Genomic DNA, 15873 nt, shown 5'->3' with positions numbered 1-15873 from the left:
CGGTCCGGCGTCGGTCCACACAATACAGAGCCGCCCTCAGTCGGGCTCCGCACCACGCCAGGCCCGTTCGCCGAACCCGGATCCCACGCAGCCCGTCGCAGACGTCAGACGTTAAACCGGAGCTCCACCGAATCCTCATCTTGCAGCAGGAAAGCCTTCAGCTCGCCAGCGAGCGAACTACTTGGGACGTCATGAAGAGATCGCGACTTATCAAGGTACCCAAGATCCCTAAGGCGCTTCTGCACTTGTGTGAGCAACAATTTTCCGTACACCATTTCTTCGGTAGGCACTGCGCCATCGGGCCATAGCTCATCCGTACGAGGAGCCCCACCGTCAAGGTACTCTCGGTTGATCGCGCGACGCTTGTCTCGATGTTTCTTTTTCAACTGCGGAGACCACTCCTCGAGAACCTCAGAACGGATCCTTGTCGCATCTTCAACGGCGAGGCCAGTCACGGCCACGATATGATCGACTGTCGCGTGATACGCCTCCGTATCACACAGAGTCGGACAGAAGACCTCAATGCCTCGATCGCCAAAGACACGCGACCACTCCTCCAACTCGACCGCAGTGAGAAAGTCTCGATCCCGGTGAACAATAACCCGCGGGGACACCGTCATCATTTCAGACATCTCGTGGAACGCCTCAGCTGTGTACTTATTGCCAAGCCCATTGAATGACGCAATCTTGACATCATCTTCAGAGTAACCCGCTTCACGTAGCGCCAGTCGCAAGGCCCAGGGATCCTCATCCTCAGTGCAGAGGATTACGCGGCTATTCAGATCTAGTTGATCAAGCGCACCGAGATCCATTAGGAGGGCAGTGAGACCTCGCTGACTATCAGTCTCGACTTCACCGTCCTTCATCCAAACGACCTTGACAGCATCGGACGCCCCAGTGATCAAGTGCCGGCTGTGCGTACTAACAATGACCTTGCACTCAAAATCCACGGCGATTCGTTCAAGCGCTACCCCAAGCGCCTTCTGACGAGATGGGTGAAGGTGACTGTCAGGCTCATCAACAAGCAGGAGAGCTGGCTTGAACAGAAGTACGTACGCAAATATTTGCGTTATCTGCAGAATCCCGGTCCCCCACAGGTCGACCGGAAGGTGATCCCTTACTGGCACAGATTCGCCTGTGGCAAGCCGCACGTCCACATAAAGGTCGCGATCCGGATCGTATCGAACCAGGAACGAGACAGGAACCCTTAGAACAGACTCAAGCATTTCTTCGAGTCTTCCCAAGAGATCGCGATCGGAAAGGAGGCGAATGATATTTCGGAACACAAGATTCGCGTCACCACTCGCGGCCTTGCGGAACACGGCGGCATATCCGCTCATTTCCTCTCGATGAGGAACCCCTGCCAATCCGGGAACATAAACACTAAAAAGCTTCTTCGGGTCGCTAATTACCTGGCCGAACCCTGCCGAGGTGCCAGACCTGTCAACGCCTACATTGTTATGATTCCGCGCCTTGTACATCTCAATTCGGTATTCCGATAGCACGTCGTTATCCACCGGTGTGCCTTCAAAGAGAACGGAACCTCGGAGGCCGTCACCTCGGTTTGAGTACTGCGCACCATGCCCAAGGAGAGAGAACTCAGCTACTGGAGAATAGCGCAGGCTAGCTTCAGCGATGACTTGCTGCCCCAGTTCCACGGAAGCCTGCGCGCAACTCACAGCAGTGTGGATCGCCTGCAGCACACTACTCTTTCCTGAGTTATTCCCGCCAACCAAATAGGTGATCGGCCCCAATTCGATGCGCGAATCTTTGATCCGTTTAAAGTTTCGGATGCGCACTGCTTCGATCGCGAGAGAAGCGCAACGCTGACTCGGAGGCTCCGGCTCCCTGTCTTCACCGCCGTTCTCGAGAACGCCAAGGTCGAAATCGTTATCGCCCTTTGCGCTGCCCCCGTCGGCAACGGTGCTCACTTCTTGCCGCCAGAGGTTAGTCCGCTACGGAACTCCACCACGTCCCCGTCGGCCATCACGTAGTCCTTGCCCTCCATGCGCACCCAGCCGTGGGCCTTGGCGTCGGCCATGGAGCCTGCCTCGACGAGCTTGTCGAAGCTGACGATCTCGGCCTTGATGAAGCCGCGCTCGAAGTCCGTGTGGATGACGCCGGCGGCCTGCGGGGCGGTCGCGCCCTGCGGGATGGTCCACGCGCGGGACTCCTTGGGGCCGGCGGTGAGGTAGGTCTGCAGGCCCAGCGTGTGGAAGCCGACGCGCGCGAGCTGGTCGAGGCCCGACTCCTCCTGCCCGGTGCTCTCGAGCATCTCCCGCGCCTCGTCCTCGTCGAGCTCGGCGAGCTCTGACTCGAACTTGGCGTCCAGGAAGATCGCGTCGGCCGGGGCGACGAGGTTGCGCAGCGCCTGCTGGGAGGCCTCGTCCGCGAGCCCCTCCTCGTCGGTGTTAAAGACATAGATGAAGGGCTTCGCGGTCATCAGCTGCAGCTCGCGGAGCAGCGAGACGTCGATCCCGGCTCCGGCAGCGCCCTGGAACAGTGTCGTGCCGGTCTCCAGCAGGCCCTTCGCGGCGTCCATCGCGTCGAGCACGGCGGCCTCGGTGAGCTTCCGCTTGACCTCCTTCTCGACGCGCGGGCGCGCGTTCTCGAGGGTCTGGAGGTCGGCGAGGATCAGTTCGGTGGTGATGGTCTCCATGTCGCCCGAGGGGCCGTCGGACCCTTCGGCCCGGATCACATCGGGATCCGAGAAGGCACGGGTGACCTGGCAGATCGCATCGGCTTCACGGATGTTCGCGAGGAACTTGTTGCCCAGTCCCTCGCCCTCGCTCGCTCCCTTGACGATGCCGGCGATGTCCACGAAGGAGACGGTCGCGGGGACCTGCTTCTCGCTGGCGAACATCTCGGCGAGCGTGCCGAGCCGCGGATCCGGCAGCGGCACGACGCCGACGTTCGGGTCGATCGTGGCGAACGGGTAGTTCGCCGCGAGGACCTCCGCGCGGGTGAGGGCGTTGAACAGGGTGGACTTGCCGACGTTGGGCAGTCCGACGATTCCGATGGTGAGAGCCACGGGATCGGAGTCTACGGGCCGACGCGCCCGGATGCCCGCCGCGCGCGGCAGTCGTGGGCGAGAGCACGCCGTCGCAGCGGCCTCCCGCGGCATCCCCGTGAGTCCTCGCGCACCGCCGCCGGACATCCCTCCCCGCTGCCGACCCGATTCACTACTCTCGTCCTGCACGGACCGCTCTCGATCAAGGAGTCCCCATGGCCTTCAGCCTCAGCAACACCATCCTGCGCGGCGTCACCGGCGCCTACATCCTGAACTCGGGGATCGGGAAGCTCGCCCTCCCCGAGGAGGCCGCCACGGGCCTCCAGCAGATGGCCTCGCAGGGCATCCCGCAGGTGGAGAGCCTGTCCCCCAAGCAGTTCGGCTGGCTCGTGAGCCTCGGCGAGATCGCCGTCGGCTCGGCGCTGCTGCTGCCGATCGTGCCGACCCGCGTGGCCGGCCTCGGCCTCGGCGCCTTCAGCGCCGGCATGCTCTCGATGTACTTCCGCAACCCCGAGATGACCCAGGACGACGGCATCCGCCCCTCCCACGCGGGCACCCCGCTGTCCAAGGACCTCTGGCTCGCCGCGATCGCTCTCGCGCTCTTCGTGCGCGGTGCCGGCTCGAAGAAGGTGAAGGTCAAGGAGGTCGCGAAGGACTGACCTCCGCGCCCCGTAGAGATGAGCGTGGCGCACCGGACCCATCGGATCCGGTGCGCCACGCTCATCTCTACTGCCGGGTCGGCCGCGGACCACCCGTCGGGCCGCCTGCCGCGACCCTCGGCCGGCCCGGCCGTCCGCGGGACCGGCGGGTCAGTACGCGACGGTGAAGCGCGCGTTCCGGTGCGCGGGCTCCTCGATCTCGTCGACGACGGCGATCGCGAGATCGGCGCCGGAGATGAAGGACTCGCCCTTCTCGTCGGAGACGAGCACGTCGCCGCCCACGCGGTAGGAGCCGGTGCGCTCCCCCGGCGCGTATCCGCCGAAGCCCGCGGCGGGGCTCAGGAAGAACCACTCGAGCTCGCCGTCGGCGCCGCGCAGGTCCTCCAGGACGGCGCCCAGCTCGCGGGCCTCCGTGAGGAACGCGTCCGGGAAGTCGGGGGTGTCCACGAGCAGCGGGCCTCCCTCGCTCACGTGCAGGGAGCCGGCGCCGCCGATCACGCCCAGGCGCACGCCCTTGCTCTCCGCGATGCGGGCGAGCTCGGCGTAGGCGCCGCGCAGCACGCCGGGCTCGGCGAGCTCTCCGCGCGGGGAGCTCGTGGCGACGACCACGTCGGCCCCGTCGAGCACATCGCCCAGGAACGCCGCGTCGCGCACGTCCCCCGCGCGGTGCGAGGCGCCGGCGGGAAGGCTCTGCGGAGCCTTGCGGCTGACGGCGACGACGTCGTGGCCGCGGCGCGCGGCCTCCTCGACGATCAGCGAGCCGGCGTAGCCGGTGCCGCCGAGGACGACGACGCGGGAGGAGCCGGTCGAGGTGCTGGTCATGGTGTCTCCTTCGGGGCGCTCGGCGCCCGGATCGATCTGATGCCCGACGGATCCGCCGGGCCGGTGCGACGTGCGCCGCACCCACGACGCTCACTGTAGGTAACTCGGTATCCTTTGGGAAGTAGGCACCTCGCAGTAACCGCCCGTCGGCGGTCACTCGTCCCCTGCCGCTGCCCCACCCGGCCCCTCGGCCGACCCTCGAGAGGAACCGCCATGTCCGCCCCCGCCCTCTACGACCCGTACCGCGTCTGCCCGTCCCGCCAGCTGCTGGACCGCATCGGCGACCGCTGGACCGTGCTGATCATCGGCACCCTCGAGGACGGCCCCCTGCGCTTCTCGCAGATCTCGCGACTCATCGACGGGATCAGCCAGAAGATGCTCACCCAGACCCTGCGCTCGCTCGAGGCCGACGGGCTCGTCGTCCGCACCGTGTATCCCAAGGTGCCGCCGCACGTCGAGTACGAGCTGTCCGCGCTGGGCCGCACCCTCCTCGAGCCGCTCGAGATCCTGCGCGCCTGGGCCGTCGACCACATGGACGAGGTCGCCACCGCACGCGCCGCCGCCCTGGGCTGACCGCTCGGGCGCGTGGCTCCGCATCCGCTCGGATGTCCCTCCCCTGTGGTGTGCTGAGCCCATGGACACCCTCACCGTGATCCTCGTCCTCCTGGTCGGCGTCGCCCTCGGCGCGCTGGGCACCTACCTCGTCATGCGCGATCCGCGCTCGCGAGGCGCCTCCCGCACCGATGCCGGGCACCTCGATGGGCAGGGGGCGCCCGCGATCGACCCCGCCCAGCTGCAGCTCGAGCGCGAGGCGGAGCGCCGCGAGGCCCAGGCGGCCCAGCGCGATGCCGAGCTGCGCAGCACGCTCGCCCCGATCACGCATGCGCTCACCCAGCTCGAGCAGCACGTCGAGCGCAGCGAGAGCGCCCGCGCCCGCTCCGACGGCGCGCTGCGCGCCCACCTCGAGGAGCTCGGCGAGCGCACCCGCGACCTGGATCGGGGCACCCACGCCCTGACCGCCGCCCTGCGCGCGCCCACCTCCCGGGGCCGGTGGGGCGAGGTGCAGCTGCGCCGCATCGTCGAGGCGGCGGGCATGCTCGAGCACGTCGACTTCAGCGAACAGCACGCCGGCCGCGGCGCGAGCGGCGAGGCGGGCCAGCGGCCCGACATGGTGGTGCGCCTGAGCGGCGGGCGCAGCGTCGTCGTCGACGCGAAGGCGCCGATGGACGCCTATCTCGACGCGGTCGAGGAGCCGGATCCCGATCGTGCCCGCACCCGGCGCGCCGCCCATGCCAAGGCGATGCGCGGTCACGCGGACCGCCTGGGCTCGAAGGCGTACTGGGCCGCGCTCGGCGACACCCCCGAGTTCACGGTGATGTTCGTGCCCAGCGACGGCGTGCTCGCCGCCGCCCTCGAGTCCGATCCCGAGCTGCTCGAGCACGCGTTCTCCCGCGACGTCGTGGTCGCCTCCCCCGCGACCCTGGTCGCGCTCCTGCGCACGGTCGCCCACACCTGGCGCACCGACTCCCTGAACCGCGATGCCCGCCATGTGCTCGACGCGGGCCGCGAGCTGCACCACCGGCTGGGCACGCTCGCAGGTCACCTCGGGAAGGTGGGTCGCTCGCTGGACTCCTCGGTCGCCGCCTACAACGACGCCGTCGGCTCCCTGCAGTCCCGGGTGATGGTCACCGCCCGGCGCTTCGAGGAGATGGAGCTGACCTCGAAGAAGGTCGAGGACGTCGAGCAGCTCACCCGTCGCGCCCGCAGTCTCGACGAGGAGCAGATCGCCGACCTCGCCCGCGGGGACGCGATCGGGCGTGCAGATGGCACCGACTCCCGCGCGGCGGGCTGAGTCCTCGAATTCCGTGTCGCCGGCTCGCGATCGCGCGCCGCGGCTGGATGCCCTTCACCCATCCACCCCGCCGTCACCGCGCCTTCTCCCGTCGGGCCGCCTTCCCGCGGCCCCGCGGCAGCACGAGCACCGGCACGGGCGCATGGCGCAGGATCCGCGCGGCCGTGGACCCCAGGAACACCCGGGCGAGACCGGCATGGGAACTGGAGCCGATGACGAGCAGGTCGCCGCTGCGCCATTCGAGACCGCCCACAGCGGCGGACCAGCGGTCCCCCTCGACCACGGATCCCGCGTCGGCCTCGACCTCCGGGCACGCGGCGCGCACCTCGTCGAGGATCGTGCGCTGGGTGCGCACCGCATCGCGCCGCCACTGCGCGTAGAAGCCGCTCTCCCGGAAGGCGGTCATCGCGCTCCGGGTGCCGCTGCGCACAGCGAAAGTGACCACCGTGAGCGAGGTGCCCAGCGCCTCGAGCACGCGGACCACGCCGGGCACGAGCGCCGCGTCGGCATCCGACGGATCCACGGCGAGCACGATCCGCGAGAGCGTGCCCTCGCCGGGGTCGAAGCCGCGCGGCGCGAGGGCGACGGGGACCCGTGAGCTGTGCACGAGGCGGTCGCTCGTGCTGCCGAGCCCGATCCGACCGACGACCCCGTCGGCCGATCCGACCACGAGCATGCGGCATCCGCGATCGCGGGCCTCGCGCTCGAGGATCTGCGGCACCGAGCGGCCGACGCGCATCACCGTCTGGACCTCGAGGTCCTCGGGCAGGCGGGAGCGCGCCTCGGCAAGCGCCTCGCGCGCGAGGCCGGTGATCTCCCGACGCCAGTCGTCGTCGACCCCGGAGAAGTCGCGCAGCGACGGGGAGCCGAAGGAGTCGTGGACGACGCAGCACAGCACGAGGTCCTCGCCGAGGGACCGCGCGATCGCGACTCCCAGGCGCAGTCCCGATCCCGTGCGGGTGTCGGGTCCGAAGCCGACGAGGATGCTCATCGCACGCCTCCCCGCCCGTCCTCGTCGGGCGCGGAAGCATCGGGCGCCCGGCCGCGGGGCGACGATGCCTCGTCCCCACCGGGCCCGCCCGGCTCGCCCATGAAGGGCGTGGGCGTCGGGACCGGTCCGCTCCCGTGCGTGCCCAGGTGCGAGTGCCGGTAGCTGTACACCACGTAGACGATGAGGCCGATCACGAGCCAGGCCAGGAACCGCAGCCACGTCTCCACGGCGAGGCTCGCCATGAGCCCCGCGCAGGCGAGGACGCTGACGATCGGCAGGACGGGCACGAGCGGCGTGCGGAAGGGGCGCTCCATGTCCGGATCGGTGCGGCGCAGCACCACGACGGCGATCGAGACGACCACGAAGGCGAACAGGGTGCCGATGCTGACCATCTCGGCGAGCACGGAGATCGGGATGAACCCCGCGAGCAGGGCGACCGCGCCCACGGTGAGGGACGTCATCAGCACCGGCGTCCCCCAGCGCGGGTGGACGCGCGAGAACACCGGCGGGAGCAGCCCGTCGCGTGCGAGGGCGAAGCCGATCCGGCCCATCGCCACGATGTCCACGAGGATCACCGAGCTGAGCCCGGCGACCGCGGCGATGCCCACCAGGATGCCCACCCAGGGCAGGCCGACCTGGTGGAAGACGTCGGCCACGGCGTCGCCCTCGGAGAGCTTGGAGTACTCGACCATGCCGGTGACCACGAGGCACACGCCGACGTAGAGGACGGTGCAGATGGCGAGCGTCCCGAGCAGGCCCATCGGCATGTCGCGGGCCGGCTTCTTGGTCTCCTCGCCGAGGTTCGCGACCGCCTCGAACCCGGAGTAGGCGAAGAAGACGACGGCCGCGGCGACGAACACGCCCGCCACCCCGAAGGTCGAGGGCTCGATCCCCGTGACTGCCTGCCAGAGCGGCGAGGTGAGCCGGGACCCGGTGGACTCGGAGTGCTGGGCCGGCGGGATGAAGGGCACCAGGTTGTCGGTCTTGATGTAGAAGACGCCCACGACGATGACGAACACGCACACCAGCACCTTGATGAGCACGAGCCCGTTGGTCACCCACTTCGACTCGCGGATGCCGCGGATCGCGACGACGCCCAGCAGCACCGCGATGAAGATGGCGCCGAGGTTCACCACGGACCCCTCCTCGGCGAACCACTTCGAGGGCAGTCCGAACACGCCCGCCACGTAGCCGGACCAGCCTCGCGAGACCACCGCGGCGCCGAGCGCGAACTCCAGGATCAGGTCCCACGCGATGATCCAGGCGAAGATCTCCCCGATCGTCGAGTAGGCGTAGGTGTACGAGCTGCCCGCGGTGGGGACGGCGGAGGCGAGCTCCGCGTAGCAGAGGGCGGCGAGCAGGGCCACGACGCCCGCGATCACGAAGGAGATCATCACGGCGGGGCCCGCGTTCTCCTTGGCCTGCAGGCCGGTGAGGGTGAAGATCCCCGTCCCGATCACGATGCCGATCCCGAAGCCGATGAGGTCCTTGACCCCGAGGGCCTTCTTCAGGTGCGCGTGGTCCTCGTCATCGTCCTGATGCAGGACCGTCTCGATGCTCTTGCGTCGCAGCACGCTCATGCAGCCGCCTCCTCGTCTCGGGCCGCCCGACGCCGCGGACCGCAGTGGACTGCGGCGGCGTGATGCCGCGCGGGCTGGGGCAACACTCCACCCCGAACCGTGTGCTGTCAATCACATCCGTGGACGCAGAGCGTCCGACGGCGGCGCGCGGGTCCTCCCCATGCCCCGTCCTTCCACACCTGCCGCCCCAGTGCTCGAACGTCCCCGCGCCGTGCCAGAGTGGACCCATGACCGAGACCCCGCCCCATCGGCCTCTCGCGCCGACGGCCGCCGAGACCACGCCGGAGAACCCGTGGCCTCTGCGCCAGCTCTCGGTGAAGGTCGGCGAGTACGTCGCACGGATGTCCCCGATCTGGGTCGAGGGGCAGATGGTGCAGCTGAACCGCCGTCCGGGCAGCGGCCTGGCGTTCATGACGCTGCGCGACCCCGAGGTGGACATGTCCTTCTCGGTGCCGATCCGCGAGCACGTGCTGCGGGCGATGACGGTCGAGCTCGTGCCGGGGGCGCGCGTGGTCGTGCACGCGAAGCCCACCTTCTGGAACAAGCGCGGGAGCCTCCAGCTCGAGGCGAGCGAGATCCGGCCCGTCGGCCTCGGCGAGCTCCTCGCGCAGCTCGAGCAGCTCAAGCGCGCCCTCGCCTCCGAGGGCCTGTTCGAGGACTCCCGCAAGCAGCAGCTCCCGTTCCTCCCGCGCACGATCGGCCTCATCTGCGGGCGCGAGTCCGCGGCGGAGAAGGACGTCGTGGTCAACGCCCGCCGCCGCTGGCCCGCGGTCGACTTCGCCATCCGCGAGGTCGCGGTGCAGGGGCAGAAGGCGGTGCGCGAGGTCTCCGCCGCGCTCACCGAGCTCGACGCCCTCGAGGACGTCGACGTCATCATCATCTCCCGCGGCGGCGGCTCCCTCGAGGACCTGCTCCCCTTCAGCGACGAGAAGCTGGTGCGCCTGGTCGCGGGCGCCCGCACCCCGATCGTCTCCGCGATCGGCCACGAGGTCGACACCCCTCTCGTGGACCTCGCGGCCGATGTGCGCGCCTCGACCCCCACGGACGCCGCCAAGCGCGTGGTGCCGGACATCCAGGCCGAGCTCGAGCAGCTCGACCTGGGCCGCTCGCGCCTGCGCTCGGCGGTGCGCACTCGCCTGGAGCGCGAGCAGGCGAACCTCGACGCCTTCCGGTCGCGACCCGTGCTCGAGAACCCGGCGAGCATCCTCACCGCACCCGCCGAGGAGATCCGCTCGCGCATCGCGCTCGCCCGCACGCTCGTCGGCTCCCGCCTGGACCGGGCGCGCGACGAGACCGCCCACCTGGGCCGTCAGGTCCGCGCGCTCAGTCCGCTCGCGACCCTCGAGCGCGGCTACGCCGTGGTGCAGACGCCCGACGGCACGATCGTGCGCGCCCCCGAGTCCGCTCCCGTCGACGCCGCACTCTCCGTGCGCGTGGCGGGCGGCCGTTTCGGCGCTCTGCGCACCGAGCACGATCCCTACACCCCGCCCGACATGGACACGATCGACGGCGCCGCAACAGATGCCCCTGCACAGGTCCCGGCCGAGCACCGCACCGATCCCACCGACCAGCCCGATGCCCCGGAGGAGAACCGATGAGCACCACGCCCGAGGACCCCGCGACGGACGATCCTGCGGAGGGGAGCCCCGTGACCGCTCCCGCCGACGACGACGCAGCCGACTCCGCCCCGGATCTGCCCGAGGACGTCGCCGCCCTCAGCTACGAGGCCGCCCGCGACCAGCTCGTCGAGGTGGTGCGCCGTCTGGAGTCCGGGCAGGGCGGGCTCGAGGAGTCGATCGCCCTGTGGGAGCGCGGCGAGATGCTCGCCCGCCGCTGCCAGCAGTGGCTCGACGGAGCGCGTCAGAAGCTCGACGAGGCGGTCCAGGCCCGGCGCTGAGCGCCGATCGCTCCGGCGCTGAGCGATGAGGCTCGCTCCGGCTCCGAGGGCCGGCGGACCACGCCGTCGACATCACCGAGCCGGGGCTCAGGACCCCGTGGTGCCGCCGTCCTCGATGCTGCGCACGGTCGCCTGCGCCGCGGTCTTGAGATCGGCGTCGTCGGCCGTGCCGTGCACGATGACGGCCCAGCCGTCGCCCTGGCACGTGATGCCGTGCTCGTCGTCCTCGCCGCTCACCGTCTGGCAGTCCGCGCCCTCGATCGTGACGTCCCCGGTCGCGTCCGCCCCGGGCAGCTGCGAGGAGAGGTCCGCCGCGGACATCTCCTCACTCTCCACGATGTTGACCAGCGTGTTCGAGGGCGAGGTGAAGCGCAGCTCCCACGTCGGCCGATCGCCCGCCGTGAAATCCGCGGCGCGCGGGGTCCAGCTGCCGCCGAGCGCGGGCTGCGCCACGGGGAACGGCGCCTGCTCCTGGGCGCGCTGCGCGCTCGCGCCGACATCCAGGCGGGACGTCTCGGGGATCTCACGGTCCACGCTGCGCCCCACGCCGAAGAAGATCACGCCGACCACGGCCACGCAGCCGAGCGTGAGGCCGAGCGCCCAGGCGATGTTGCGCATCGAGGCGTCGCCCTTGCTCATCGAGTACGGCGAGCGCTTGCGCGGCGCGGGAGCGGAAGAGGCCGGCGCAGGAGCGGACGAGGGAGCGGCGTCGGCGCCGTCCCTCTCGGCACTCCCGGCGCTCTCGGGCGCGGGCTCGGGCCTGCGCTCGGACGCCTCGGCGCTCGGATCCTTCGGTGTCGGCATGCACGCATTGTCGCGCGTTCGCCCCGTGCCGCGAAAAATGCCAAGATCTATGCCGTGAAGGCCACTTTTCTCACCGTCGGAGAATCGCTCACGGACATCGTCCTGCGCCCGGGAGAGCCGCCCGCCGAGTACCCGGGCGGGTCGCCCATGAACGTCGCGGTCGCGCTGGGCCGGCTCGGGCACGTCTCGCACCTGCTCACCCGCATCGGCGACGACGCCCGCGGGCGGGCCATCCGCGAGCACGTCGAGTCCTCGCGCGTCGTGCTCACCGCGGGCAGCATCGACGATCGTCCCACCTCGACCGCCCAGGCGCAGGTCGGGACCGACGGCGCGGCCCAGTACACCTTCGACCTGGTCTGGGATCCCGACCCCTCCGGTCTCCCCTCCGGCCTCGATGCCGTCCACACCTCGTCGATCGCCGCAGTGCTCGCCCCGGGCAGCGGCGTGGTCGCGGACGTCCTCGAGGCGCATCGGGACTCCGCGACGCTCAGCTACGACCCGAACATCCGCCCCGACCTCATGGGCGATCCCGCGACGGTGCGTCCGCAGATCGAGGCGCTCATCGGCCGCTGCGACATCGTGAAGTCGAGCGATGAGGACATCGCCTGGCTCTACGGCACCGACGACGTCGAGGACGTCGCCGCCTCCTGGCGCGAGCTCGGCCCCAGCGTCGTCGCGATGACCCGCGGCGGGGACGGGGCGGTCGGCTTCGGGCCCGACGGCCGGATCCCGGTGGATCCCGTGCGCGTCGACGTCGCCGACACCGTGGGCGCGGGCGACACCTACTCCGCGGGGATCCTCGACGCCCTCGCGTCCCGCGACCTGCTGGGCGCCCGCCGGCGCGAGGCCCTCGCCGCGGCCGACACCGCAGTGCTGCAGGACGTCCTCGCGCACGCCGCCGCGCTGGCCGCCGTCACCGTCTCCCGGCCCGGTGCCAACCCGCCCTGGGCCGACGAGCTCGAGGACCGGCCCGACGGCGGTCCCCTCCCCCGCTGACCGCGCACCGCCGGTCGCCGGTCGCCGGTCGCCGGACTCACCCATCCCGCTTCACCCACCGATGGCGACGCACCCACCGATTGCACCGGTCCCACTGATCACCGCGTCACCCGAACACCCCGTCGGCCACCGCGCCGTCACCTCGGTCCGATACCGTCCGAGGGTCACCATCCATCACCCCGCGGGGCCCGGCCCTCGCAGCACCGACGAACGAAGGAGTTCCTCCATGACCCAGCCCGAGTACCGCATCGAGCACGACACCATGGGTGAGGTGCGAGTCCCGGTCGACGCCCTGTACGGCGCCCAGACCCAGCGCGCCGTCGAGAACTTCCCGATCTCCGGCCAGGGCCTCGAGCCCGCGCACATCCACGCGCTCGCCCAGGTGAAGAAGGCCGCGGCCCGCGCGAACGAGGACCTCGGCGTGCTCGATGCCGCGATCGCCGACGCGATCATCGCCGCGGCCGACGAGGTCATCGCGGGCTCCCACGACGACCAGTTCCCGATCGACACGTACCAGACGGGCTCGGGCACGAGCTCGAACATGAACATGAACGAGGTGCTCGCGACGATCGCGTCGACGGCGTCGGGCCAGAAGGTCCACCCCAACGACCACGTCAACGCCTCGCAGTCCTCGAACGACGTCTTCCCGACCTCCGTGCACGTGGCCGTGACCAGCTCGGTCGTGAAGTCCCTGCTGCCCGCCCTCGAGCACCTCGCCGCCTCCCTCGAGTCGAAGGCCGAGGCGTGGAAGAGCGTCGTGAAGTCGGGCCGCACCCACCTGATGGACGCCACCCCGGTGACCCTGGGCCAGGAGTTCGGCGGCTACGCGGCACAGATCCGCTACGGCATCGAGCGCGTGAAGGCCGCGCTCCCCCGCACGGCGGAGGTCCCCCAGGGCGGCACCGCCGTCGGCACCGGCATCAACACTCCCGCCGGCTTCCCGCAGAAGGTCATCGCGAACCTCGCCGAGCAGACCGAGCTGCCGCTGACGGAGGCCCGCGACCACTTCGAGGCGCAGTCCGCGCGCGACGGCCTCGTCGAGATGTCCGGCGCGCTGCGCACGATCGCCGTCTCGCTCACGAAGATCTGCAACGATCTGCGCTGGATGGGCTCGGGCCCGAACACGGGCCTCGGGGAGATCGCGATCCCCGACCTGCAGCCCGGCTCCTCGATCATGCCCGGCAAGGTCAACCCCGTGATCCCCGAGGCCGTCCTGCAGGTGTGCGCGAAGGTCATCGGCAACGACGCGTCCGTCGCCTGGGGCGGCGCGCAGGGCTCCTTCGAGCTGAACGTGCAGATCCCCCTCATGGGCACGAGCCTTCTCGAGTCGATCCGCCTGCTCGCGAACGCCTCGAAGGTGCTCGCCGACAAGACGGTCGACGGTCTCACCGCGAACGAGGAGAAGGCCCGCTTCTACGCCGAGGCCTCCCCCTCGATCGTCACCCCGCTGAACAAGCTGATCGGCTACGAGAGCGCGGCGAAGATCGCCAAGCACGCCGTGAAGGAGCAGGTCTCGGTGCGCGAGGCCACGATCGCCCTCGGCTTCGTCGAGCGCGGCGAGCTCACCGAGCAGCAGCTCGACGACGCCCTCGACGTGCTCTCCATGACGACCCCGAAGGCCTGAGCGGCGCCGAGCCCCCGAAGCAGACCGCGGGCCCGCACTCCCCTCGGAGTGCAGGCCCGCCTCTGCGCCGCGGTCACCGGGTCGTCCCGGCGACCGCGACCCGTCCTCACATCACCGGCGCGTCCAGCACGTGGGTGACGAGCTCGGCGACCTTCGAGCGCTCGGAGCGCTGCAGGGTCATGTGGGCGAAGAGCTCGCTGCCCTTGAGGGCCTCGACCACGCTCGCGATGCCGTCGTAGCGGCCCACGCGGAGGTTGTCGCGCTGGGCGACGTCGTGGGTGAGGATCACGCGGGACTTCTGACCGATGCGCGAGAGCATTGTCAGCAGCACGTTGCGCTCCATGGACTGGGCCTCGTCGACGATCACGAAGGCGTCGTGCAGGGAGCGGCCGCGGATGTGGGTCAGCGGGAGCACCTCGAGCATGCCGCGGCTGAGCACCTCGTCGATCACGTTCTGGCTGACCATCGAGCCCAGGGTGTCGAAGACGGCCTCGCCCCAGGGCCCCATCTTCTCGCCCTGGTCGCCGGGCAGGAAGCCGAGCTCCTGGCCGCCCACCGCGTAGAGCGGGCGGAACACCATGATCTTGCGCTGCGTGCGCTTCTCCAGGACGGCCTCGAGGCCGGCGCACAGCGCGAGCGCGCTCTTGCCGGTGCCGGCGCGACCGCCCAGGGAGACGATGCCGATGGACTCGTCCAGCAGCAGGTCGATCGCGATGCGCTGCTCGGCGCTGCGCCCGTGGACGCCGAAGACGCCCTGGTCGCCGGGGACGAGCCGCACGCTGCCCTCGCGGGTGACGCGCCCGAGGGCGCTGCCGCGGGGACTGGTCATGGTGACGCCGGTGTGGACCGGGCGATGGGAGACCTCGGGGATCTCCACGTCGCTGCCGTCGTAGAGCGCGGTCATCTCCTCCTCGCCGACGCTCGCGGTGACCATGCCTGTGTATCCGCGGTCGCGGGCGAGCTCGGCGCGGTACTCCTCGGCGTGGATGCCGCAGGCCGACGCCTTGATGCGCATCGGCAGGTCCTTGGAGACGAGCACGACGCTCTTGCCCTCAAGCTGCAGGTTCTTGGCGACGGCGAGGATGCGGGTGTCGTTGTCGCCGAGGCGGAAGCCGTCGGGCAGCGCGCGGTCCGAGGAGTGGTTGAGCTCGACGTGCACGTGGCCGCCGTCCTCGCCGATCGGCAGCGGGACGGAGAGGTTGCCGTGGCGATCGCGCAGGTCGTCGAGGATCCGCAGGGACTGCCGGGCGAAGAAGCCGAGGTCGGGATGGTGGCGCTTGGACTCGAGCTCCGTGATGACGACGATTGGCAGGACGATGTCGTGCTCGGCGAAGCGGACCAGCGCCTGCGGGTCCGAGAGCAGCACCGAGGTGTCCAGCACGTAGGTGAGGGTGCCGACCTCGAGGTCGGGCAGCGCCTCCTGGGCGCCCCCGGGCTCGAGCGACCGCACCACGGCCACCGGCTGACCGCCGTCCGCCTCCGTTCCGAACCGGTCCTGCGCGGCATCCCGGGCGGCCTCGCGCACGGTGTCGATCGTGGTCGGGTCCTGCTCGGCGAGGTCCAGCTCGCTCGGATCCTGCGCCGTCGTGTCGTGGGGAGCGGTCGTGGTGGTGTCGGTCATCGGGAGCCTCCGTCCGT

14 protein-coding genes are annotated in these 15873 nt (G+C 70.2%); 7 read left to right on the top strand and 7 right to left on the bottom strand.

Translation table 11 applies throughout. From position 1 onward, the window contains the following. Positions 1-104: 104 nt before the first annotated feature. Complete coding sequence (locus tag M4486_RS00520) at positions 105-1931, bottom strand: ATP-dependent nuclease (protein WP_249479058.1); 1827 nt, start codon at positions 1929-1931, stop codon at positions 105-107. Further along, the gene (ychF, locus tag M4486_RS00515; RefSeq protein ID WP_249479057.1) at positions 1928-3031 is read right to left on the bottom strand and encodes a redox-regulated ATPase YchF; all 1104 of its coding nucleotides are present in this window, start codon (positions 3029-3031) and stop codon (positions 1928-1930) included. The genes M4486_RS00520 and ychF overlap by 4 nt, the downstream gene beginning before the upstream one ends. Before the next feature lie 194 nt (positions 3032-3225). Between ychF and M4486_RS00510 the strand changes: the two genes are divergently transcribed. Beyond that, positions 3226-3669, top strand: a complete 444-nt coding sequence (locus M4486_RS00510; protein ID WP_249479056.1) for a DoxX family membrane protein — start codon at positions 3226-3228, stop codon at positions 3667-3669. A gap of 150 nt (positions 3670-3819) precedes the next feature. Here M4486_RS00510 and M4486_RS00505 read toward each other — a convergent pair whose 3' ends face one another. After that, a complete protein-coding gene (locus tag M4486_RS00505) occupies positions 3820-4491 on the bottom strand; it encodes an NAD(P)-dependent oxidoreductase (RefSeq protein ID WP_249479055.1) in 672 nt (223 codons plus the stop codon). 213 nt (positions 4492-4704) lie between these two features. On the opposite strand from M4486_RS00505, the gene M4486_RS00500 reads away from it, so the two are divergent. Together M4486_RS00500 and M4486_RS00495 are read left to right on the top strand one after the other, a co-directional pair. Next, on the top strand, positions 4705-5064 hold the full coding sequence (locus M4486_RS00500) for a winged helix-turn-helix transcriptional regulator (RefSeq protein WP_249479054.1): 360 nt from the start codon (positions 4705-4707) through the stop codon (positions 5062-5064). Between the two features lie 61 nt (positions 5065-5125). Continuing rightward, the gene (locus M4486_RS00495) at positions 5126-6343 is read left to right on the top strand and encodes a DNA recombination protein RmuC (protein WP_249479053.1); all 1218 of its coding nucleotides are present in this window, start codon (positions 5126-5128) and stop codon (positions 6341-6343) included. Positions 6344-6416: 73 nt separating this feature from the next. Here M4486_RS00495 and M4486_RS00490 read toward each other — a convergent pair whose 3' ends face one another. Beyond that, entirely contained in the window at positions 6417-7334 is a 918-nt protein-coding gene (locus tag M4486_RS00490; protein ID WP_249479052.1) for a universal stress protein, read from the bottom strand. Continuing rightward, positions 7331-8914: an APC family permease gene (locus tag M4486_RS00485; RefSeq protein ID WP_249479051.1), complete on the bottom strand. Its 1584-nt coding sequence runs from the start codon at positions 8912-8914 to the stop codon at positions 7331-7333. The genes M4486_RS00490 and M4486_RS00485 overlap by 4 nt, the downstream gene beginning before the upstream one ends. A gap of 227 nt (positions 8915-9141) precedes the next feature. Here M4486_RS00485 and xseA point away from each other — a divergent pair, with 227 nt between their 5' ends. After that, on the top strand, positions 9142-10512 hold the full coding sequence (xseA, locus tag M4486_RS00480; protein ID WP_249479050.1) for an exodeoxyribonuclease VII large subunit: 1371 nt from the start codon (positions 9142-9144) through the stop codon (positions 10510-10512). Then, positions 10509-10811, top strand: coding sequence for an exodeoxyribonuclease VII small subunit (locus tag M4486_RS00475; protein WP_249479049.1), 303 nt, complete (start codon positions 10509-10511; stop codon positions 10809-10811). Before xseA ends, M4486_RS00475 begins: the two co-directional genes overlap by 4 nt. Positions 10812-10898: 87 nt before the next feature. Here the strand turns inward: M4486_RS00475 and M4486_RS00470 are convergent, their stop codons facing one another. Beyond that, on the bottom strand, positions 10899-11615 hold the full coding sequence (locus tag M4486_RS00470; RefSeq protein ID WP_249479048.1) for a DUF4245 family protein: 717 nt from the start codon (positions 11613-11615) through the stop codon (positions 10899-10901). 54 nt (positions 11616-11669) lie between these two features. On the opposite strand from M4486_RS00470, the gene M4486_RS00465 reads away from it, so the two are divergent. Together M4486_RS00465 and M4486_RS00460 are read left to right on the top strand one after the other, a co-directional pair. After that, positions 11670-12611 carry a carbohydrate kinase family protein gene (locus tag M4486_RS00465; protein ID WP_249479047.1) on the top strand — a complete coding sequence of 314 codons (942 nt, stop codon included), beginning with the start codon at positions 11670-11672 and terminating at the stop codon, positions 12609-12611. A gap of 226 nt (positions 12612-12837) precedes the next feature. Further along, complete coding sequence (locus M4486_RS00460; protein WP_249479046.1) at positions 12838-14235, top strand: class II fumarate hydratase; 1398 nt, start codon at positions 12838-12840, stop codon at positions 14233-14235. 106 nt (positions 14236-14341) lie between these two features. On the opposite strand, the gene phoH2 is transcribed toward M4486_RS00460, so the two are convergent. Next, on the bottom strand, positions 14342-15856 hold the full coding sequence (phoH2, locus tag M4486_RS00455; RefSeq protein WP_249479045.1) for an RNA 5'-3' helicase PhoH2: 1515 nt from the start codon (positions 15854-15856) through the stop codon (positions 14342-14344). Positions 15857-15873 lie beyond the last annotated feature (17 nt).

Origin of the sequence: Brachybacterium kimchii (genome assembly GCF_023373525.1) — a bacterium.
Taxonomy (GTDB): Bacteria; Actinomycetota; Actinomycetes; order Actinomycetales; family Dermabacteraceae; genus Brachybacterium; species Brachybacterium kimchii.
This window is presented reverse-complemented; position numbering and strand designations above follow the sequence as displayed.

Excerpts from the sequence above, each read along its gene's own strand:
- M4486_RS00505 (WP_249479055.1), bottom strand. The coding sequence starts at position 4,491 with ATGACCAGCACCTCGACCGGCTCCTCCCGCGTCGTCGTCCTCGGCGGC.
- xseA (WP_249479050.1), top strand. The coding sequence starts at position 9,142 with ATGACCGAGACCCCGCCCCATCGGCCTCTCGCGCCGACGGCCGCCGAG.
- M4486_RS00460 (WP_249479046.1), top strand. The coding sequence starts at position 12,838 with ATGACCCAGCCCGAGTACCGCATCGAGCACGACACCATGGGTGAGGTG.
- M4486_RS00510 (WP_249479056.1), top strand. The coding sequence starts at position 3,226 with ATGGCCTTCAGCCTCAGCAACACCATCCTGCGCGGCGTCACCGGCGCC.
- M4486_RS00485 (WP_249479051.1), bottom strand. The coding sequence starts at position 8,914 with ATGAGCGTGCTGCGACGCAAGAGCATCGAGACGGTCCTGCATCAGGAC.
- M4486_RS00490 (WP_249479052.1), bottom strand. The coding sequence starts at position 7,334 with ATGAGCATCCTCGTCGGCTTCGGACCCGACACCCGCACGGGATCGGGA.
- phoH2 (WP_249479045.1), bottom strand. The coding sequence starts at position 15,856 with ATGACCGACACCACCACGACCGCTCCCCACGACACGACGGCGCAGGAT.
- M4486_RS00475 (WP_249479049.1), top strand. The coding sequence starts at position 10,509 with ATGAGCACCACGCCCGAGGACCCCGCGACGGACGATCCTGCGGAGGGG.
- M4486_RS00495 (WP_249479053.1), top strand. The coding sequence starts at position 5,126 with ATGGACACCCTCACCGTGATCCTCGTCCTCCTGGTCGGCGTCGCCCTC.
- M4486_RS00470 (WP_249479048.1), bottom strand. The coding sequence starts at position 11,615 with ATGCCGACACCGAAGGATCCGAGCGCCGAGGCGTCCGAGCGCAGGCCC.
- M4486_RS00500 (WP_249479054.1), top strand. The coding sequence starts at position 4,705 with ATGTCCGCCCCCGCCCTCTACGACCCGTACCGCGTCTGCCCGTCCCGC.